19 protein-coding genes are annotated in these 21,064 nt (G+C 46.2%); 14 read left to right on the top strand and 5 right to left on the bottom strand.

The window, feature by feature from the left end; translation table 11 throughout:
- The first annotated feature begins 5 nt into the window (after positions 1-5).
- The 4 genes from MJ764_RS06515 (at position 6) to fba (ending at position 4,833) form a co-directional block, all read left to right on the top strand.
- Complete coding sequence (locus tag MJ764_RS06515) at positions 6-1,013, top strand: thiamine ABC transporter substrate-binding protein (RefSeq protein WP_239325719.1); 1,008 nt, start codon at positions 6-8, stop codon at positions 1,011-1,013.
- A 162-nt stretch (positions 1,014-1,175) separates the two neighbouring features.
- Positions 1,176-2,711, top strand: a complete 1,536-nt coding sequence (locus tag MJ764_RS06510; protein WP_239325826.1) for an ABC transporter permease — start codon at positions 1,176-1,178, stop codon at positions 2,709-2,711.
- Entirely contained in the window at positions 2,705-3,640 is a 936-nt protein-coding gene (locus MJ764_RS06505) for an ABC transporter ATP-binding protein (RefSeq protein WP_239325717.1), read from the top strand. The genes MJ764_RS06510 and MJ764_RS06505 overlap by 7 nt, the downstream gene beginning before the upstream one ends.
- Before the next feature lie 128 nt (positions 3,641-3,768).
- Positions 3,769-4,833, top strand: coding sequence for a class II fructose-bisphosphate aldolase (gene fba, locus MJ764_RS06500; RefSeq protein ID WP_239325715.1), 1,065 nt, complete (start codon positions 3,769-3,771; stop codon positions 4,831-4,833).
- Between the two features lie 98 nt (positions 4,834-4,931).
- Here the strand turns inward: fba and hpaC are convergent, their stop codons facing one another.
- The 5 genes from hpaC to ffh form a co-directional block, all read right to left on the bottom strand.
- Entirely contained in the window at positions 4,932-5,462 is a 531-nt protein-coding gene (gene hpaC, locus MJ764_RS06495) for a 4-hydroxyphenylacetate 3-monooxygenase, reductase component (protein ID WP_239325713.1), read from the bottom strand.
- Between the two features lie 4 nt (positions 5,463-5,466).
- Positions 5,467-5,916 (bottom strand): homoprotocatechuate degradation operon regulator HpaR, encoded by a 450-nt coding sequence (hpaR, locus tag MJ764_RS06490; RefSeq protein WP_239325711.1) that lies wholly within the window; start codon positions 5,914-5,916, stop codon positions 5,467-5,469.
- Between the two features lie 322 nt (positions 5,917-6,238).
- Positions 6,239-9,085, bottom strand: a complete 2,847-nt coding sequence (locus tag MJ764_RS06485) for a valine--tRNA ligase (protein WP_239325709.1) — start codon at positions 9,083-9,085, stop codon at positions 6,239-6,241.
- A gap of 356 nt (positions 9,086-9,441) precedes the next feature.
- A complete protein-coding gene (locus MJ764_RS06480; protein WP_239325699.1) occupies positions 9,442-9,693 on the bottom strand; it encodes an SEC-C metal-binding domain-containing protein in 252 nt (83 codons plus the stop codon).
- Positions 9,694-9,884: 191 nt separating this feature from the next.
- Positions 9,885-11,243: a signal recognition particle protein gene (gene ffh / locus MJ764_RS06475; RefSeq protein ID WP_239325697.1), complete on the bottom strand. Its 1,359-nt coding sequence runs from the start codon at positions 11,241-11,243 to the stop codon at positions 9,885-9,887.
- A 223-nt stretch (positions 11,244-11,466) separates the two neighbouring features.
- On the opposite strand from ffh, the gene MJ764_RS06470 reads away from it, so the two are divergent.
- From MJ764_RS06470 to MJ764_RS06425, 10 genes are all read left to right on the top strand, one after another.
- Positions 11,467-12,267, top strand: coding sequence for a cytochrome C assembly family protein (locus MJ764_RS06470; protein WP_239325695.1), 801 nt, complete (start codon positions 11,467-11,469; stop codon positions 12,265-12,267).
- A gap of 51 nt (positions 12,268-12,318) precedes the next feature.
- Positions 12,319-13,710: an MFS transporter gene (locus tag MJ764_RS06465; RefSeq protein WP_239325693.1), complete on the top strand. Its 1,392-nt coding sequence runs from the start codon at positions 12,319-12,321 to the stop codon at positions 13,708-13,710.
- A 79-nt stretch (positions 13,711-13,789) separates the two neighbouring features.
- Positions 13,790-14,782: a nucleoside hydrolase gene (locus tag MJ764_RS06460; protein ID WP_239325691.1), complete on the top strand. Its 993-nt coding sequence runs from the start codon at positions 13,790-13,792 to the stop codon at positions 14,780-14,782.
- A gap of 246 nt (positions 14,783-15,028) precedes the next feature.
- On the top strand, positions 15,029-15,868 hold the full coding sequence (locus MJ764_RS06455; RefSeq protein ID WP_239325690.1) for a MurR/RpiR family transcriptional regulator: 840 nt from the start codon (positions 15,029-15,031) through the stop codon (positions 15,866-15,868).
- A gap of 197 nt (positions 15,869-16,065) precedes the next feature.
- The gene (locus MJ764_RS06450) at positions 16,066-16,524 is read left to right on the top strand and encodes a hypothetical protein (protein WP_239325688.1); all 459 of its coding nucleotides are present in this window, start codon (positions 16,066-16,068) and stop codon (positions 16,522-16,524) included.
- A 101-nt stretch (positions 16,525-16,625) separates the two neighbouring features.
- Positions 16,626-17,282, top strand: coding sequence for a YiiX/YebB-like N1pC/P60 family cysteine hydrolase (locus tag MJ764_RS06445; protein WP_174828023.1), 657 nt, complete (start codon positions 16,626-16,628; stop codon positions 17,280-17,282).
- Positions 17,283-17,450: 168 nt separating this feature from the next.
- Positions 17,451-17,954 carry a CbrC family protein gene (locus tag MJ764_RS06440; protein WP_239325686.1) on the top strand — a complete coding sequence of 168 codons (504 nt, stop codon included), beginning with the start codon at positions 17,451-17,453 and terminating at the stop codon, positions 17,952-17,954.
- A gap of 908 nt (positions 17,955-18,862) precedes the next feature.
- Positions 18,863-19,570 (top strand): AzlC family ABC transporter permease, encoded by a 708-nt coding sequence (locus MJ764_RS06435; RefSeq protein ID WP_275415270.1) that lies wholly within the window; start codon positions 18,863-18,865, stop codon positions 19,568-19,570.
- Positions 19,563-19,865 carry an AzlD family protein gene (locus MJ764_RS06430; protein ID WP_239325684.1) on the top strand — a complete coding sequence of 101 codons (303 nt, stop codon included), beginning with the start codon at positions 19,563-19,565 and terminating at the stop codon, positions 19,863-19,865. Before MJ764_RS06435 ends, MJ764_RS06430 begins: the two co-directional genes overlap by 8 nt.
- 365 nt (positions 19,866-20,230) lie before the next feature.
- Positions 20,231-20,830, top strand: a complete 600-nt coding sequence (locus MJ764_RS06425) for a nitroreductase family protein (RefSeq protein ID WP_100090892.1) — start codon at positions 20,231-20,233, stop codon at positions 20,828-20,830.
- The last annotated feature ends 234 nt before the right edge of the window (positions 20,831-21,064 follow it).

The following is a 21,064-nucleotide window of genomic DNA, read 5'->3' as shown; positions in this document are numbered from 1 at the left end:
CTGGGATGAAGGCAGGTAAGTGGTTAATCGGGACATTATGCATGCTGATGGCCGTATGGGCACAGGCGCAGCCTGAAGTACGTTTGGCGGTGCATGATTCTTTTGCTTTGCCGAAAAATGTTCTGGCGCAGTTTGAGCAGGATAATCAGGTTAAGTTAACTCTGATTAAGGTTGGCAGTGGCAATGAGATGCTCAATAAGCTGATTTTAACGCGTGCCAAACCGATTGCCGATGCGGTGTATGGTCTGGATAACAGTAATATCAGCAAGGCACAGCAGTTTAAGCTGTTTGCTGCCAGCCAGCCGGCCAGCCGCGCGGTAAACGTGGACTTGCCGCAGGTGCTGGCAGTGGATTATGGCTATATTGCTATTAATTATGATAAGGCCTGGTTCCAGAAACACAAGAAACCTTTACCGCGCTCGCTGGAGGAGCTGGCCAGCCCGGCTTATAAGGATTTGCTGGTAGTGCCTAGCCCGGCCACTTCAACGGTGGGGCTGGGGTTTCTACTGGCCAATATTGGTGGCCTCGGTGAACAGGGAACGTGGCAGTGGTGGGCAAAAATGCGCCAGAACGGGGTGAAAGTGGCCAAGGGCTGGAGTGAGGCTTATTACACTGATTTCACGCTCAACGGCGGCAGCAGGCCGATGGTGGTGAGCTATGCTTCCAGTCCGGTAGCCGAGGTGTATTATGGTAAAGGCAAATACCAGACGCCACCAACTGGAGATTTGCGCTTTAAGGGTGCGGTATTCCGCCAGATTGAAGGCGCTGCGGTGCTGAATAATGCCAGCCAGCCGGCACTGGCGGCGAAGCTGGTGCAATATCTGCAAAGCAATCAGGTGCAAAGTGCTATCCCTACGTCAATGTGGGTTTATCCGGCTGTGAAAGGGGTGAAGCTGCCACCTGTATATGCTCATATGAGTATTCCTACTTCTGTTGCCCAACCAAGTATGGCTGATATGGCCGCAAAACAGCAGGGCTGGGTGAAACAGTGGGTGAAGGTGGTGCAGCACTAGGCAGATGATGGCACTGCTCTGGAATAGGGCTGTTTGCTATCGCTGAATCAGGGAATAACAACAGGGCATGGTGGTGCCCTGTTTGATTGTGCAAACGGTGAATTTAAAGGTAATGATCAGGTGCATATGAAGGTAAACGGCATTGTAGTAAATGCTGGCGGTATGGCGCAAAAAGTATTGCTGGGGCTGTTGTCACTGTTGCCGCTGCCGTTTTTACTGGCTGTGGTGCTGTTACCGTTGTGGACGATGCTGCAACAAACGAATGCGGACAGTTTCCGTATGGTTTGGCATGATGAATATTTGCGCCGTTTATTGGGCTGGACAACTTTACAGGCCGCTATCAGCAGTGGGCTGACTTTGGTGCTGGGTGTGCCGGTGGCATGGGTGGTTACCCGTTTGCAGTTTGCCGGCCGAAGCTGGGTGCTGCGTTTGCTGATGCTGCCGTTTGTGATGCCGACGCTGGTGGCTGGTGTGGGTATTCTGGCGCTGTTCGGGGCACAGGGGCTGTTGTGGCGTGGCTGGGAAGAAACGCCGTGGTTATTGTTATATGGTAATGTGTTTTTTAATCTGCCGGTAATGGTGCGTGCGGCCTATCAGGGCTTGTGTCAGGTACCGGCGACGCGTTTGTATGCAGCGCAGACTCTGGGTGCAGGGGTGTGGCAGCGTTTTGTTCGTGTTGAGTTACCGCAGATGCTGCCGTGGCTGGCCGGTGGTATGTGCATGGTGTTTTTATACTGTTTCTCTGGTTTTGGTCTGGCTTTATTGCTGGGTGGGGAGCGTTACATTACGCTGGAAGTGCAGATTTATCAGTTGATTGCCTATGAACTGGATATGGCACAGGCCGGTGTGCTGGTGCTGTGGACGCTGGCAACGACTTTTCTGGCGGGCATTATGTATGCCTGTCTGAGTAAATATACGGCACAAACGGCTATGGTGCAGATGCTGCCTGCGCAAAAACCGACTGCCCGGCAGAAACTGGCGCTATTGCTGGCATTGTTGCTGTTGCTGGGCTGCTGTGTGCTGCCACTGCTGGCAGTTGGCTGGCGTGCTGTGCTGGCAGGCAGCTCGTGGCTGGTATTGCTGGAAAGCACTACATGGCAGGCGCTGCTGAATACTTTGCGCTTTACTGTAATGGCGATGGTGTTAGCCCTGCTGCTGGGTTTTATTCATGCGGCGCTGGCGCAGCGGCTGGCGTGGGTGCGCAGTCTGACATTTTTACCGTTTATGGTGTCGCCGGTGTGTGTGTCGTTTGGACTGTTGTTGTGCTACCCGGGCTGGACGGCATCATTAAGTATGCTGGTATGTACTTATGCGTTGCTCGCCTATCCGTTTATTACCAAGGATATACTGGCTGCGTGGGACAGTCTGCCGCGCAGTTATACACAGGCAGCACGAACATTGGGAGCCAGTCGCATACAGGTGTTGCTACATGTGATTTTACCGCTGTTGCGGCCGGCCATGCAGCGCGGGCTGGCGCTGGCTGCGGCTACTTGTGTGGGGGAGTTTGCGGCTACGCTGTTTTTGTCGCGGCCTGAATGGCAGACGTTAACTACACTGATTTATCATTATCTGAGCACAGCCGGCCGTGATAATTATGACCGTGCTATGGTGCTGACTTTAGTGCTGATGTTGCTGGCAATGCTGATTTTTGCTTTGCTGGAGTGGAGTAAGGGCAGAAAGGAGCAACGCATATGCTGAGCTGGCAACAGATTAATAAAAAGTTTGCTGATAAGGTGGTGGCAGCGGATTTAAGTTTGCAAGTGGCCGATGGTGAGCTGGTGGCGGTACTGGGTGAAAGCGGCAGTGGTAAATCGACTTTGCTGAATATAGCTGCCGGTCTGGTGAAGCCGGATAGCGGCAAAATATTGCTTAATGATACAGATATTACTTTTTTACCGCCGGAGCAGCGCCGTATCGGGCTGATGTTTCAGGATTATGCTTTATTGCCGCATCTTAATGTTTGGCAGAATGTGGCTTTTGGCCTGCGTATGCATGGGGTAAGTAAGTCACGCGCTCGGCAGCAGGCACAGCAGCTTTTAACAGAAGTGGAGCTGGCAGAGGCCGCTACTCAGCCGGTAGGGGTGTTATCCGGCGGAGAACGGCAACGGGTGGCGCTGGCGCGGGCATTGATTTTGCAACCGCAGGCATTGCTGCTGGATGAACCTTTTTCCGCTCTGGATACGACTTTGCGTACTAGTTTGCAGCAATTAACCTTGCGTTTGCTACGCCAGCAGAAATGTCCGGCGGTGCTGGTTACTCATAGTCCGCAGGAAGCGTTTGCGCTGGCCGATTGCATTTGCCTGCTCAGGCATGGCCGCTGGGTGCAGCAGGGCAAGAAATCTGAGTTACTGGCACGGCCGGCAGATGCTTGGGCTGCGCGTCTGCTGGGCTGTGATAATGTCAGTGAGGCCTGCTATATTCCGCAAAATGCGTTGCAATATGACCCGCAAAACGGGGTGCAGGTACAGGTAGCTGAGGTGTGTTTAACGGCCAGATCGTATGATGTGCAGTTGCTGCATCCGCAATACGGGGTATTGCGCTGGTGGCTGCCACTGCATCAGGCCGTGAATGCAGGTGACTGGCTGCCATTAACTATACAGCGCGAACAAATCGTTTTTTTTCAGTAATTCCCGCGACTGTTTATTCAGGCACGGATTTGCTGAATAGTGCATGCACATGCCTACAAACATGATGCTTGATGGTATAATTGCGCCAAATTTTTACCCATTCTTACCAAGTACCCACGGAGAATCTCATGGCTTTAGTTTCTATGCGCCAATTGCTTGATCATGCTGCAGAAAATAGTTATGGTCTGCCGGCGTTTAATGTCAATAATCTTGAACAGATGCGTGCGATTATGGAAGCGGCCGATGAAGTTAACGCTCCGGTGATTGTGCAGGCTAGTGCTGGTGCGCGTAAATATGCTGGTGCACCGTTTCTGCGTCATCTGATTCTGGCTGCTATTGAAGAATTTCCGCATATTCCGGTGGTAATGCATCAGGATCACGGTGCTTCACCAGAAGTTTGCCAACGCTCTATCCAGCTGGGTTTTTCTTCAGTGATGATGGACGGTTCGCTGCTGAGTGATGCCAAAACACCTTCTACTTATGAATACAATGTGGATGTTACCCGTAAAACTGTATACATAGCACATGCTTGCGGGGTATCGGTTGAGGGTGAAATCGGTTGTCTGGGCAATCTGGAAACCGGTGAAGCCGGTGAAGAAGATGGTGTTGGCGCAGCCGGTAAACTCAGCCATGAGCAGATGCTCACCAGTGTGGATGAAGCGGCACGCTTTGTGCAGGACACTGGCGTGGATGCGCTGGCAATTGCCATTGGTACGAGCCATGGTGCCTATAAATTTACCCGCAAGCCTACTGGTGATGTATTGCGTATCGACCGCATCCGTGAAATTCACGAACGTCTGCCCAATACCCATCTGGTGATGCATGGTTCCAGCTCAGTACCGCAGGAGTGGTTGCAGGTTATCAATGAATATGGTGGCAATATTCCGGAAACTTACGGTGTGCCGGTGGAAGAGATTGTGGAAGGGATTAAGTACGGTGTGCGCAAAGTAAATATTGATACCGATTTACGTTTGGCCAGTACGGGAGCCATCCGCCGTTTTCTGGCTACACACCCGGCAGAATTCGATCCGCGCAAATATTTTACTGAAACTGTTAAAGCGATGAAACAGGTGTGTATCGACCGCTATGTGGCATTTGGTGCGGCTGGTCATGCAGACAAGATTAAACCGGTTTCTCTGGAAAAAATGGCTAACCGCTATGCAGCGGGTGAGCTGGTACAGATTGTAAAATAAATATTTCTGCCAGTAACAACGGACTGTACCAGTATGGACAGTCCGTTTTGTTTAATAGTGCCGACAGGTGGTAACAGCCAGTCTGCTAGGGAAATGATTCAGATATAGCCTGCTTCACATTTTGGTGCAGCAGTTTGGGCAAATTGCCGCTGAAAATACAGTAATCCTTGAGTTTCCTGCGAATTAACGTTGATATGCTCAATAGCTACATAAAATATGCTGTGACTGCCCATATCATGGCTGTTGATAATGTGGCCGTGTAAATGTGCCAGTGCGCCTATTAGCTGTGGCTGGGTAGTATGCTGGTGATTTTGCCATTCGTTCTGCAAAAAGCGCTCGCTTGCCGAAATGGATGTCAGACCTGCAAAATGTTCGGCTACGTCCTGCTGAGAAGCGGCCAGAACATTAACACACAGTTGTCTATTGGCACGCAGAATCGGCTGAATGCGGGCATTGCGGTTAATACATAATAATAGTGTGGGTGGAGTGTCCGTTACCGAGGTGACAGCAGTGAGAGTGATGCCATAACGGCCAGCATGGCCTTCTGTGGTGACGACATGTACTGCTGCCGCCACTTTGGACATGGCTTCCCGATATTGCAAAGCCATGGCTGACGATGATTGATCCATGTTATCAGGTTTCTTTTTCTTCTTTATCAACAGCGATATTGGTAAATTCTTTCAGCAGTTTACCCAGTTGTTGCAGTTTTTCCTGAGTAAAACGCTGTTCCAATACCTTGTAACGTGCATCTACTGCGACACAGAAATCTTCATACAGTTTTTCCCCTGCCGGTGTCAGTTTCAGAAATACCCGTCGCTGGTCATTGGAGGGTTTAAGGCGTACCGCATAGCCCAGTTTTTCCAGTCGCGTCAGGATACCAGTCAGGCTTGGGCGCAGAATGCATGCCTGCTTGGCCAGATCCTGAAAATCCATAATACCATTTTCTGCCAATAAACGGATAATACGCCATTGCTGGTCGGTAATACCAATGTCATTTAACATGGGTCGAAAATGGGAAAGTAATGCTTCGCGTGTCTGAATCAGGACGATGTTGAGGGATGAGTATTTAGATGTATTTACCATCTTGTTGCTCCGATCTTTCAGTATATCCAGTTCATATGTCTTTGGAATAATAAGCCAAAAAATAAGACATTATTTCTGAATTTTACATAAGATTATTATAAAATTAAATAATTATGTGTAAATTAAATACAAATTACATATATTATTATTGTTTAAAATATTGTTTTGTAATGAAAAAAATTATTTGTTATTTATTATTGGAACATTCTTGGTTGCTATGAAAAAGCCACCAGACTGAGCAGATATATACATATTGGCAGTGTATCTGGCCTGCATATATGCTTCTGGTCTGGTGGCTGCTATGAGAACATGAATAATTTAATCAGCGATATTTTTGCAACTGCAAGTTGATTTTGACCATTCTGTCTTGCAATTGTGCCAGTTCGCTACGGTCTTTTTCTACCAGATGTGCCGGAGCCTTATCCGTATAGCCCGGTTTGGCTAGTTTATTGGCAATCTTGTCGATATTTTTCTGTAGCTTTTCTGCTTCTTTTTGCAGACGGGCAGTTTCAGCAGCTTTATCTACCTCTACTTTCAGCATTAGGCGTGCGCCCTGACATACGGCTACCGGCGCATCGTCACTTTCCGGTAACTGTGCTACCTGTCTGGCTTCGCTCAGGCGTGCCATAAGCAGCAGATACGGCAATAATGTACCCAAATCCGTTGCACTTTCTACCAGTAGCGGCACTTTCACACTCATAGCCAGCCCCATTTCACCACGCAGATTACGTACGGAATTAACCAACTCCTGCAAATAATGCATCTGGTTTACCGCTTCAGTATCAGTCAGGCTGTTGTCTGCCTGTGGCCATGCTGACAGCATGATGCTTTCGGTATGTTTTGCATTGGCCAAAGGCGCGATGGTTTGCCACAGCTCTTCGGTAATAAACGGCATAATCGGGTGCAGCAGACGCAATACTACTTCCAGTACCCGTACCAGTGTACGCCGAGTTGCGCGCTGCTGTGCTTCGTCACCACGCTGGAGCTGGGTTTTGGCCAGCTCTACGTACCAGTCGCAATATTCATTCCAGATAAATTCATACAGCGTTTGTGCGGCCATATCGAAGCGGTAGGTATCCAGTGCTTCACTCACTGCTGTGATTGTCTGTTGCAGACGGGTCAGCAGCCATTTATCAACAAAACTGTAGCTCAATGGCAGGCTTTCGTCTTGTCCGCAATCGTGGTTTTCGATATTCATCAGCACAAAGCGGCTGGCATTCCACAGTTTGTTGCAGAAGTTGCGATAGCCCTCGGCACGCTTGAAGTCAAAATTAATGCTGCGGCCAAGACTGGCATAACTGGCCATGGTAAAGCGTAGTGCATCAGCACCAAATACTGGAATGCCGTCAGAAAATAGTTTTTGTGTGGCTTTAATTACCTGCGGTGCTTTTTCCGGCCGGCGCAGACCAGTCGTGCGTTTTACCAGCAGTTTTTCCAGATCAATGCCATCAATCAAATCTACCGGGTCAATCACATTGCCCTCGGATTTAGACATTTTTTTGCCTTCATGGTCACGCACCATACCATGAATATAAACATCATGAAATGGTACTTTACCAGTGAAGTGGGTAGTCATCATAATCATGCGTGCTACCCAGAAGAAAATGATTTCATAGCCGGTTACCAGTACCTGAGATGGCAGGAACGCCTGCAATTCGGGTGTGTCTTGCGGCCAGCCAAGAGTAGAGAAGGGCACCAGTGCGGAAGAAAACCATGTATCCAGCACATCTTCATCGCGGGTTAATACCGCATCTGCACCGGCCTGTGCACGCGCTTCGGTTTCATTGCGTGCAACATATACGCGGCCTGACTGGTCATACCAGGCCGGAATCTGGTGTCCCCACCACAACTGACGTGAGATACACCAGTCCTGAATATTGTTCATCCACTGGTTATAGGTATTTACCCAGTTTTCCGGAATAAAGCGTACCTGTCCGCTTTCCACGGCATGGATACATTTTTCGGTTAAGGTTTTACCTTTGAATTCTGATTCTGGTTCCGGATGGGCGACATCATTGTTGGCACTGCGGGTCATGGCTACAAACCATTGATTGGTCAGCATCGGTTCAATCACACTACCGGTACGGTCGCCTTTTGGCGTCATCAGTTTGTGTTCTTCTACCTTAACCAGCAAACCTTCCGCTTCAAGGTCGGCTATCATCTGTTTACGTGCGGCAAAACGATCTAGACCAGCATATTTTGCCGGCAGGTCGATAGCTGTCTGTGCCTGCCCCTGAAAATCGAACACTTCTGCCTGCGGCAGGATTTTGGCATCCAGACTCAGTACGTTAATCAGTACAGTTTGGTGGCGTTTGCCAACTTCGTAGTCGTTGAAATCATGTGCCGGTGTGATTTTTACACAGCCAGTACCAAAGTCTTTATCCACATATTCATCGGCAATCACTGGAATAGTGCGGCCGGATAATGGCAGAACTACCTGTTTGCCGATAAAGCCGGCATAGCGTTCATCATCAGGATGTACGGCCACAGCTACGTCGCCAAGCAGGGTTTCTGGGCGGGTAGTGGCCACAATCAGGGCATTGTTCGGGTCGTCGGCCAGTGGATAACGGATGTGCCACATATGGCCGTTTTCCTCGATGTTTTCCACTTCAAGATCAGATACGGCCGTACCCAATACCGGATCCCAGTTTACCAGCCGTTTACCGCGATAAATCAGTCCCTGCTCAAACAGGCGTACAAATACTTCGGTTACTACTTCAGCGCGAACATCGTCCATGGTGAAGTATTCACGGCTCCAGTCTACTGAGCAGCCGACACGGCGCATTTGCTCGGTAATGGTGCTGCCGGAGAATTTTTTCCAATCCCAGATTTTGGCAATAAACGCTTCCCGACCCAAATCATGGCGGGAAATATTTTCTACTGCTAGCTGGCGTTCTACCACAATCTGGGTTGCTATACCGGCATGGTCAGAGCCGGGAATCCAGCAGACGTTTTCGCCTTTCATACGGTGATAACGGGTCAGTCCATCCATGATGGTCTGGTTAAACGCATGCCCCATATGCAGTGTACCGGTAACATTGGGTGGTGGAAGCTGAATAGCGAAAGAAGGCTTGGTTAAATCCAGTGATGGTGTGAAATAGCTGCGCTGTTCCCATTGCTGATACCAACGGGTTTCAATTTCACTCGGAGAATATTGGGTATTTAACATGGTTATGGATTGGGAGAAAATCAAAAAAATAAGACTTCAATTATAACTCATGCATTAATGCATGGTTTAAGATGATGCGCTTTTGTTAGATTCTGAATAATATGGCAGCAAACTACGCGTTGTGAGCGTGTGAAAGTAAATCAGATGAGTAATTATGTGTTGATAATATCGCTGAAAAAGTGAAATGCAGTGTATATCAGTATGGTGACTGGCTGCTATTGGTGTCAGCATATTCCGATTGTTGTGTCTGTTGATTATTTGCCCATCAATCAGTTATGCAAAAGCAATTAATAATCTTCCGGTATGCTACCAGTGTTATCAGCATACCGGAAGATAGCAATTAAAGGCTGATTAAATCAGTAACAGTACAAGTGGCAGGAATCAGCGGAAATAGTCATGTCTGTTGCTGCCATCGAAAGCAGCCTGTTTTTAGGCAACATTTTTTGAAAGCTGCGGCCAGAACCGCATGGACAGCGATCATTGCGACCCAGCTTTTCATGCAGGACTTTATCGCCATGAACAATCCGTATCAATCCACGTTTAACGCTGGTTTCGGACGGGAAACCTTTACGACGTTTACTGGTTGGCTCAAAAAAAGCCTTTATCATTAAATTTACGCATAATATTACTCCTTTTTTAGGCAGAGTGATTAAACAGAAAGAATCAACTGTCCTGAATAATTTACAATAAAAATATCAGTTTGTACAGGCTGAATTAAAACCGTCTACTCAGGTGGCAACGATAGCAGAAATAAAAAACTGCCTGAACAAGAATTCAGGCAGTGCGTTGATGATTTAGATTATTGCGGTATGATACCTTTTATGCCTTTAGCCAGACGCATCAATTTACCCATTCCGCCTTTAGTAAATGATTTCATCATTTTCTGTGATTGCTCAAATTGTTTGAGCATTTTGTTTACTTCCTGCACGGTAACGCCAGAACCATTGGCAATGCGACGTTTGCGGCTGGCTTTAATCAGCTGTGGGTTGGCACGTTCTTTGGCTGTCATTGAATTGATGATGGCTTCTACCCGGCTCATGGCTTTTTCTGCTGTGCCTTCCGGTACCTGCTTGGCCATTTGTCCCATGTCGCCCGGCAGTTTGGACATAATTGATTCAATCCCGCCCATTTTGCGCATTTGCTGAATCTGTGCCTTAAAGTCATTTAGGTCAAAACCTTTGCCTTTATGCAGCTTTTTCGCCATTTGCTGCGCGGTTTTTTCATCAATGCCTTTTTGTACATCTTCAATCAGCGAGAGTACATCGCCCATGCCAAGAATGCGTGAGGCCAGTCGGTCAGGATAAAATGGTTCCAAGCCATTGATTTTTTCCCCGACACCGATGAATTTAATCGGCTTGCCGGTTACATGGCGTACTGATAGGGCGGCACCGCCACGGGCATCACCGTCCATTTTGGTTAATACCACACCAGTTAGGGGCAGGGTGTCATTAAAGGCCTGTGCCGTGTTCACTGCATCCTGCCCCTGCATGGCATCCACCACAAACAGTGTTTCCACCGGATTAATCGCCGCATGAATCTGCTGGATTTCGTCCATCATTTTCTGGTCAATAGCCAGTCGGCCAGCCGTATCGACCATCAATACATCGTAAAAATGTTTTTTGGCGTGATCCAGTGCATTCAGGGCAATGCTAATCGGTTGCTCACCTTCATGAGATGGGAAAAAATCTACCTCAACCTGTTGCGCTAGCAATTTTAACTGTTCAATCGCTGCCGGACGGTACACGTCGGCGGAAACCACCAGTACTTTTTTCTTTTGTTCGTTTTTCAGCAGTCGTGCCAGTTTGCCTACAGTAGTGGTTTTACCCGCCCCTTGCAAACCCGCCATCAGAATGACAGCCGGCGGTACCGCAGCCAGATTCAGGCTGCTGTTTTCAGTACCCATCAGCTCGGTAAGGGCGTCATTCACTACTCCGATAAATGCCTGCCCCGGCGTAAGGCTGCCAACGACTTCCTGCCCAACTGCACGTTCTTTTACAGAAGTCATGAAAGTTTTTACAACTGGCAGGGCAACGTCTGCTTCCAGTAGTGCCATACGTACTTCACGCAGGGCATCCTTAATATTGTCTTCACTCAAACGCGCCTGTCCGCGCAGGGTTTTCGCAATTTTACTAAAGCGATCTGATAAATTGTCTAGCATCGAAACCATCTCCAGCTATGTGTAAGCAGCCTGTGTATATTGGGTGAAAATTGTCTATTGTCAGTAATTGACGCAATAAATGGGTAGGATAAGAAGCGATTTGGTTATAAAATGGCATCTTGTTGCTATGCCTGCCCGAGTTTGGAGCAGGCATAATAATAAATAATTGCCTATTTTACACTATGCGCGCCAAAATTTGGCGCGCTATTGCTGCGGAAAAATCATGAGCTTATTGTTGCTGGTGCTTATTCTTGCCTATGCCGTACTTTCTGTACTGGCATGGCGGTTTTGGCAACGCCATACTGATGTGCCCTATCCGTTGCGAGGTGAGCAGTTACTGTTGCTGTTGGTATTGCTGCTGCATACCTTTGTGGTATGGCAGCCAATGTTACAGCAACGGGTGCTACTGGTAGGGTTTGGTCATGCACTCAATCTGATTACCTGGCTAATGGTAGTGCTGTATTGGGTGGGTAGTTTTCGCTATCAGCTTCAGGGATTGCAGTTGGTGCTGTTTCCCTGCTCAGCCGTGGTATTGCTGATTGCCTGGCTGTTGCCGGGGCAGCCTACTGCGTACCTGATGCACAATAGTGCATTCATGATACATGTTTTGTCGGCATTGCTGGCTTATGCCCTGTTTGGCATCACCACACTGCTGGCCATGCTGATGCTGGTGCGCAACCATTATTTGCACCGGCGCAAAACTGTACCGCAGCAATCATTCCTGCCGCCATTGCTGGCGATTGAAAAATTAATGTTTCAGGGCCTACAGGCGGGATTTGTGCTTCTGACCCTCGCGGCTGTCAGTGGTACAGTATTTTCCGAGGCTGTGTTTGGTGAACCGGCACGCTTTAACCATAAAACGGTGTTTGGCGTGCTGTCGTGGCTGATCTATCTGGTTATCTTGTTCAGACACCATACTCAGGCCTGGCGCGGGAAAAAAGTGGCTTGGTGGGTCATTGTGTCATTTGTCAGCCTGATGCTGGCTTATATAGGCAGCAAGTTTGTGCTGGAAATTTTGTTTTAACCTTTTGTTTCTAAGTAGTATTACCCTGATTTGTAACCATAGGATATTTGAATGAGTGACTTACAATCGTCAGTTGACAGCCATAAGCAGAGCGCAGCTGAACAACGTTTAGCCACCCCCGAAGGACGACTGGAATTTATTAAGGCAACACTTTCCTGCTGGCTTGGAACCACCATGGAATATGTGGATTTTGCCCTGTATGGCCTGGCCACAGGTCTAGTGTTCAGCAAGGTATTTTTTCCAAATGTAAGCCCTAAAATTGCTTTGTTATCTAGTTTTGCCACTTATTCAGTTGGCTTTCTTGCCCGCCCGATTGGTGCCATTTTCTTTGGTCGGCTGGGTGACCGTAAAGGACGGAAATTCGTACTGGTAACCACTATTGCCATGATGGGAATTTCCACCACCCTGATTGGCTTTATTCCCAGCTATGCCACCATTGGCATATGGGCTCCCTTGATTCTAGTCATGTTACGTTTTGTACAGGGTTTTGGTGCCGGTGCCGAGCTTTCAGGCGCTACGGTTATGCTAGGAGAGTATGCGCCGCCAAAACGGCGTGGTCTAATTGCTTCCATAATCGGCATTGGTTCCAACAGTGGTACGCTGATTGCTTCTGCGGTATGGCTGCTGGTATTAATGCTTGATGATGAAGATGTGATTAGTTGGGGCTGGCGTATCCCATTTATTCTCAGTGCTGTGATTGCCATTGCTGCAACCCTTATCCGCCGGCATGTACGTGAGACACCTGTTTTCGAACAGGAACAAAATGAATTAAAACAACTACAAACTGAAACTGTTACTCAATCACCTGCCGACACTTCGACCAGCATAGCTTCTTTGTGGGCGCGAAATAAAGCCTTTTTTGTGATGCTGGGCTTGCGCATCGGCGAAAACGGCCCATCTTATCTTGCGCAGGGCTTTGTCATCGGCTATGTAGTCAACTCTCTGGACGTTAGTAAGACTGTTGCCACTACAGCGGTATTTATTGCCTCTCTACTGGGTTTTTTGGTGATACCTTTTGCTGGCTGGTTGTCTGATCGTTACGGTCGCCGTATTGTTTACCGCTGGTTTTGTTTCTTGCTGATGCTGTATGCTGTTCCGGCCTATATGTTTCTGGAAACCCGTGATCCCTTTATCGTAGGCAGTATTATTGTTATTGGTATGTGTCTGGCTTCACTGGGTATTTTCGGTGTGCAGGCAGCCTATGGTGTGGAACTGTTTGGCGTACGTAACCGCTATTCCAAAATGGCACTGGCCAAAGAACTCGGTGGAATCATATCGGGTGGCACAGCATCATTAGTAGCCTCAGAATTACTTAATCATTATCATACATGGTGGCCGATTGCCATATACTTTGCAGCCATGGCCAGTATTGGTTTCTTCACCACATTCTTTGCTCCGGAAACCCGCGGACGCGATTTGAATGCGGTAGAAGACGCCATTTAATCGCTTTGACAAACTGATTGAAACATATGTAACGGAGTCAGCCACTGACTCCGTTACCATTGACACATAGGTAATACTTATGAAGCGCATCGTGATTGACTGTGATCCCGGTAATGGCATCGCAGGTGCAAATGTTGATGATGGTCTGGCACTGGCGCTGGCATTGGCCGCAGATTCAATCAAACTTGAACTTATTACCATTGTGGCCGGTAATACACCACGTGATACCGGCTATCGGGTAGCCCGCCAGCTATTGCAAGAGCTGAATAAAGATATACCGGTAGTTAAAGGTGCGGCACAGGCACTGATTGAACCGGCCGCCCCATGGCGCGAACAGCTGGACAATAATGTGCGCAAACAGGGGCTGCTCTCCTTATGGGATAGTCTGCCGCCATTGCCCGCACTCAACGACCACAGCGCACCTCATGCTGCTCAGGCGATTGGCGAACTGGTGTGTGGCAATCCCGGAGAAATCACCGTAGTAGCCATCGGCCCGTTAACCAATATTGCCCATACTATTCAACTATATCCGGATTTTGCCCGTTCGGTAGCCGAAATCGTTATCATGGGCGGTGTCTTTCAGTTGGACGGCTATCTGAAAGATACCAACTTTGCAGTCGACCCTGAAGCGGCCAAAATTGTGATTGAAAGCGGTGCCAACATTACACTGGCTCCTTTGGATGTCACTACCCAGACTATGCTTACCCATCAGGATTTGGATAAACTGCAAAGCTTTGCCAATCCGCTAACCGACTTTATCGTGCGCACTTCACGCCCATGGATGGATTATTCTATCCAGACCCGCCATCTTGCCGGTTGCTGGATTCATGATGTTTTATGTGTGGCCAAACTGATAGACAGCAATATCGTTACCAGCTCGCCCTATATTGTTGATGTATCCACAGCGCGAGACTATACCCGTGCCAGCAGCCGCCGCTGGAAAGAAGGTGCCTTAAGACTTACCGTAGGTATGCCTGAAGTAACACACCAGCCTGTCAATGTCATGGAGAGTGTGGATAACCAGCGTCTGCTTGATATCATATTCAACGCATTAGGCCAGTATCGCTGCTAGGCGGGTAGAAAACTGGTTTAGAAAATGACGTATACAAAAACAAACCTAAGTCTAGAACAACAATAACTATTTATGGCTTTATAGCCATGTCGGTACCGCTAATTCGCACCAAAGATATTGCATTCGTTTATACTCGTGATTAGGATAAACGGGCAATATAAGAGAAGTCAGCAGGTTTATTATGCATGCAGTTAACAGACATATTTCTCTTCCTGTTTTGTTGCGCCAACAAAACAGGAGAGCAGAATGTTAGCCAAAATCAGCCAGAAATTACCCGAACTATCCTCGGCAGAACGCCGCGTGGCCGAGTGTGTACTCGCTCAGAGCAAATGGTTTGTGCATGCTGCCGTCGCCAATATTGCCAAAGAAGCTCGTGTCAGCCAGCCTACTGTTATTCGTTTTTGTCGCAGTATGGGCTATAGCGGACTTTCAGAATTCAAACTCAATCTGTCTGCCAGCATTGGCCATGACGGCATGCCTTATGTGCATGAAGAACTGAATAGCACTGATTCCATGCAGGACGTGCTGAATAAAGTTATCGCCAACACCGCTGCCACCGTGCTGGGCAGTCGTAAGTCACTTAATGCTGCTAATCTGGATATCGCAGTAAAACTTATGGCCAAAGCTCGCCGCATCGAATTTTATGGTGCCGGTAATTCCGGCATTGTAGCGATGGATGCACAGCACAAACTGTTTCGTTTTGGCCTGTCTACCGTTGCCTATACCGATAGCCATGTGCAGTTAATGGCCGCTGCTGTTCTGTCACCTCAGGATGTTCTAGTAGTCATTTCTCATTCCGGTTCCTCACGCGATTTACTTGATGCCATCAAAATAGCCAAAGGCAACGGCGCCAAAATTATCGGCCTTACCCGCGCCGGCTCACCGGTGGCACAAGCCTGCGATTGCGTAATTAGCGTTATTACCCCTGAAGACAGTGAAAAATATACACCGATGATTTCACGCCTGTTACAGCTAATGGTAGTCGACATGCTTACCATTGGCCTTGCCTTGTATCTGGGGGAGAACGTCAGCGAAATGCTGGCGAAAACCAAAGCTGGCGTTAAGCTGAAATTCCTGCAAAACTAATTGCCACAGCGAAATCCAGCCACAAGATGTTTATCAAAACCATTACATCAATTAACCGAATATAAGCAGCTTCAGGTATCATTCAGCATCATACTGTCTGGTTATCCATATTTTAGTTTTCCCAACTGCTGGCCAATACAACTAGATGCTTGGTAATCAGATATTTCCCTAAATTTGTCGCAACGAAATGAGCGCAAATGAGTAACAAAACTCGTCAAATCAAACGTCAAGCCGAACAACAGCAAAACAGAAAAGCTTCTGCACCGCTAGCAGAGCAGAAGAGAGGTTCTGCCGTAATGGTGGGCATTGTTGCCGCCTGTCTGCTGGCTGGCGGCTTATATATTGGTGGCTGGTTTAATCTGGTGACGCCGGCACAGATTCAGCAGTGTGAAGCTGCGGTTAGACAAGCCTATCCACAGCCGGCCGACCAGACAGCCTTACTGCCCAAGTGCAACAACCGTCATATGATAGCAGGCATGAGCAGCCCTAACGGCCAAAAACTGAATGCCAAACAGGTCTTGGATAGTCTGGATGTGGGCAAAACCGTTGATCTGGTTTCCATGTTTATCGGTGGTGCACTGATTGGCGCCGCCATTGCTGCATTTGCTGCCAGTTACCGCATCTTTCAGCGCAAGCGAGGTAAAAACGTAGACTGATGCATAAGAGGGAACATATTGCCTATGCAGGATTAACACTGGCTAATAATGATATATTCTGTATAATTAACCATTATTTACCAAAAGCATAAGATTCAGATATGAACCAGAAATACATCCAGTCATTGCTGGCATTTGTTTTCAGCCTGTTACTTAGCCTGAATGTCTATGCCCAGAAACCCTTTCACGTGCAAAATGGCGATCTTATCTTTCTGGAAGACTGCGATGGCGGTATGAGCAGTGCCATCAAGGCAGCTACCAGTGGTCTGGAGGGATATAATTTTACCCATGTGGGCATTGTCTGGCAGAAAACTCCTAGCCAGCACTATGTAATCGAAGCAACACACCCCAAAGTAAAAATTACTCCCCTGCGCGCATATCTGCATCCGAAAAAACAGTGCCAGCCCCGTGCCGTGGTAGGCAGATTAAAAGCAGCTTACCAGCCATTGATTTCTTCTGCTTTGGTTCATGCGCGCCAGAAAGTGGGTAAAAAATACGATGATGCCTTTGATATCAACAACGACCAGTATTATTGCTCCGAATTAATCTACCAGATATTCAAAGAAGCCAATCACGGACAAGAAGTTTTCCCCTTGCGTGCCATGACTTTCAAATCCAAAGATACCGGTAAATTCCCAGAATACTGGGTAGAACACTTCAAAAAAATGGGCATTCCTATTCCCGAAGGCCAGCCCGGCAACAACCCCGGCGATATGTCCCGCTCGGATTTACTCAATATCGTCCATTACTATCAATAACCAGCCTACAGACCAGCAGTAATTATGCTGGTCTGTTTTAATTAATCAGCAATAAAAAAGTACCACTGGTATTGTTGGGCAGTATAAAGGGATGTCATTCACAATTTATTTACTACATTCAAAACAATCGATAATTCGTTTCCAACTAGAAAATGGTGAAATATAATTATGTGCTTGCCAGAATTTAAATATCATCCAAACGCCTATAAAATCAACATTTTTGCACATGAACAAGGAATTTGTTCTGTTTGTAATAAGTTACGCGAACTAAAATATGATTGTTCTTTTTATAGTATTGAAAAACCTGATTATATCTGTCCGTGGTGTATTGCTGATGGTTCTGCTGCACAAAAATACAATGGCCAATTTAATGATTATCTTGGAATTCAAGACCTTCCAGATGATAAACTGGAGGAAATATTATTAAGAACACCAGGTTATGTAGGGTGGCAGCAAGAGGTGTGGCTGGCTCATTGTAATGAACCTTGTGCTTTTATTGACTATGTTGGTTCAGAAGAAATTGAACCTTATTTTGATGAAATCAAAGATGATATAGAATGTTACCCAGAAGACTTAATAAAATCTTCCCTATCTAAAAATGGTTCATTAGTAGGATATTTATTTGAATGTGTTAAATGTGGTAAGAAAAGATTGCATATTGATTCCGATTAATTTTATCAGTGAATACCCATAATAAAAGAGTATGGGTATTCACTGATAAATTAGTAATTATGAAACTTCAAACCCATTTAAAACAAGTTATTATAAAACGCAATCATAAGCCAATTTAATAAGCTATATATCCTGAAATTTTTAATATATTGCAAATAAATCATTTAAACTTTCAAAACAGACTAAATAGCCGATAAGACAATAAGTACAATACCCGCAAATAAATTTATTCTTTTAACAAGTTTACTTATTCCTCAGCTCCCCATAATTGGTGCCTATAATTCAGCAAAGAGAAGAAATTTATCCCGCAAACCATTAGTGTTGGCAATCTCTGCCAGCTAGCCTAATTTATAAATTTCAATATAATAAATTTTAAAGAATCCCTAACTAATCCTATTACTAAGACCAGTAGCAGAGAAGAAACAAAATATATCAGTATGATTTATTATGACAGGTATAAATTACATATCGCAAATTTATAAGAAACATCGTCTAGCTTATTATTCTTCAGCACACATAACCAAACATGACTCATGTTAACAAAGCATAAAGACATGGCCAGCAGCAATTACCACTATCCCAGCATCTTGCCATGCAGCACTCAGCAATTTTTATCTGCCAGAGTAGCACAAATAACCTGCTGCTGAAACATTACATTTACCTGTAGTAGCCATATCAATGGAACTGTACAGATCTCAAAATTTGCCATCTGTTGAATACACTGGCTGGCAGGCTGTATAAAAGCGTCTGTAATATTGCTGCTAATAATTACTTACCCTGCGCACAGCTTCTAACCAGTTTTGCTATATTTAATACGTGTAATAAGCAATCATATTCTATTTACGCCATGAAAATATATTATTTATAATATAGCGCTAGCCAAACCATATTCAAGAAAGCGCCCAGTAGTGTCGTCATCCGCTATACCATCACCTGCTCAGGAGATTAAAAGGGGCTTGATTACCGCTTTGCCTGTTATGCTGAGCTTTATTCCGTTTTCACTGGTTTTAGGCGCTCAGGCAATCCAGAAGGGCATGAGCACTGGTCAAATTTCACTGCTTACCGCAGTTAACTTTGCCGGTGGTTCCGAATTTGTTGCCGTCAACTTATGGACATCACCGCCACATCTATTTCTGATAGCCCTAATGACACTGTTGGTAAACAGTCGCCATATTTTAATGAGTGCCGCACTGACACCTTATTTAAAAGACTTACCCAAACGCAAAGTTTTGCCTGCGCTGTTTTTTATGTGTGATGAAAGCTGGGCTCTGGCGTTCACCGATGCCAAAAGCTCACCTGCGCAGAAATTCAGCTATTACTTTTATCTTGGTACAAGTTTTGGCCTGTATCTGGTCTGGATAGGATTTACAACAATAGGTGCGCTTATCGGCCCAATAATTGGCGATGTTAGCCACTACGGCTTTGATATGGCCTTTGTCGCGGTATTTCTGGTGTTACTTAAAGGTATGTGGAAAGGTTGTAAAATGGCCATTTCATGGTTGGTTAGCTTACTGGTCGCTATTGCCAGCTACTGTTTTCTGCCCGGTGCATGGTACGTTCTGCTAGGTATGCTAGCTGGTTTGACTGTAGCATTTATAACAGCTGCTTATGATTGATTTACCTGCTATCCTCACTATTCTGGCCATGGCACTGGTTACTTACGTAACTAGAGTCAGCGGTTATCTGCTACTGCGCAAGCGCGCACTGGGGGCGCGCCTGACCAGCGTACTTGAATCCATTCCCGGCTGTGTACTGATTGCAGTCATTGCCCCTGCATTTGCCACTACTCATCCGGCCAATCTGTTATCGGTAATCATCACCATATTACTGGCATGGCGCTTTTCCCTATTGCCAACAGTAATATTCAGCATCGCCATTACCGCCTTTTTGCGCCACTATCTGCCATACTAAAACTGACAGCCATAATCCTTGCCGGAATAACTTACCTAATTAAACAACAGTAAATTTGATAAAAAATATACTAAAAACAGCCTATTTGCTATATACATTTTGCCAGTTCAGCACGAGTCAAAAAATCAATTCCTATAAGGAAATGCTGTGTAACCATCAGCTAAAACCGCCGCCATAGCGATAAATTTCAGCTATTCTTGTTTATTACATATTGTTTACAAAGCAATAAAATTAATTAAATATCAAAAATTGGAATCTGTTGTATTGGCAGACATGGCTGGGTAAGTTGAAATTTTTCCGTTAATATAGCAATGTATGTTTGATTCAAATTAATAATTTAATTACAAAATGATAAAGGAAATAAAATGAACAACGCATTGATAGAAGCCATTGAAAAACGTCGTACCCAATATACACTGGGCAGAAATGTTTCTCAGGCACAGGAAGAAATAACCGCCTTGATAGAACAGGCCGTTAAGCTGTCACCATCCGCTTTCAATTCACAAAGCTCACGCGTAGTGATTCTGTTTGGCCAGCAAAGTCAAAAATTCTGGCAAATTGTCATGCAGGAATTACGCGCCATCGTTCCAGCCGACAAATTTGCCCCCACCGAAGCCAAAATCAACAGCTTTGCTGCCGGCATCGGTACAGTATTATTTTATGAAGACCAGCAAACCATTGCCAGCCTGCAACAGCAATTTCCCAGCTATACCGAACAGTTTCCCATCTGGTCGGAACAGGGGAGTGGCATTGCCCAGTTTGCTGTCTGGTCGGCACTAGCTAATGCTGGCATCGGCGCTAGCCTGCAACACTACAATCCACTGCCGGATGCTGCTGCTGCCAAAGAGTGGCAGATACCGGATAACTGGAAATTGCGCGCCATGATGCCTTTTGGTTCCAATGAAGCACCTTTCCCCGAAAAAACCTTTATTGATGACACAGAACGCTTTAAAGTATTTTATTAACTACTGCCAGTACAGAAACCGTACAAGCAGAAATTGCATCTGTACAGACTAAAATCTTTTCATAACACCGGCCAGATTAATACTCAATCTGGCCGGTTTTGTATCCTTTTTACAGCGTTCAGGTGTAAATGTTACTTCCTTACATATAATAAACAATAATATTGCTAATTTAAAATTATATAAATAAAAAATACCAAAACATTGTATAAATAAACAATATATTTATATATTTCT

It is taken from the genome of Snodgrassella gandavensis (genome assembly GCF_914768025.1).
GTDB lineage: Bacteria > Pseudomonadota > Gammaproteobacteria > Burkholderiales > Neisseriaceae > Snodgrassella > Snodgrassella gandavensis.
This window is presented reverse-complemented; position numbering and strand designations above follow the sequence as displayed.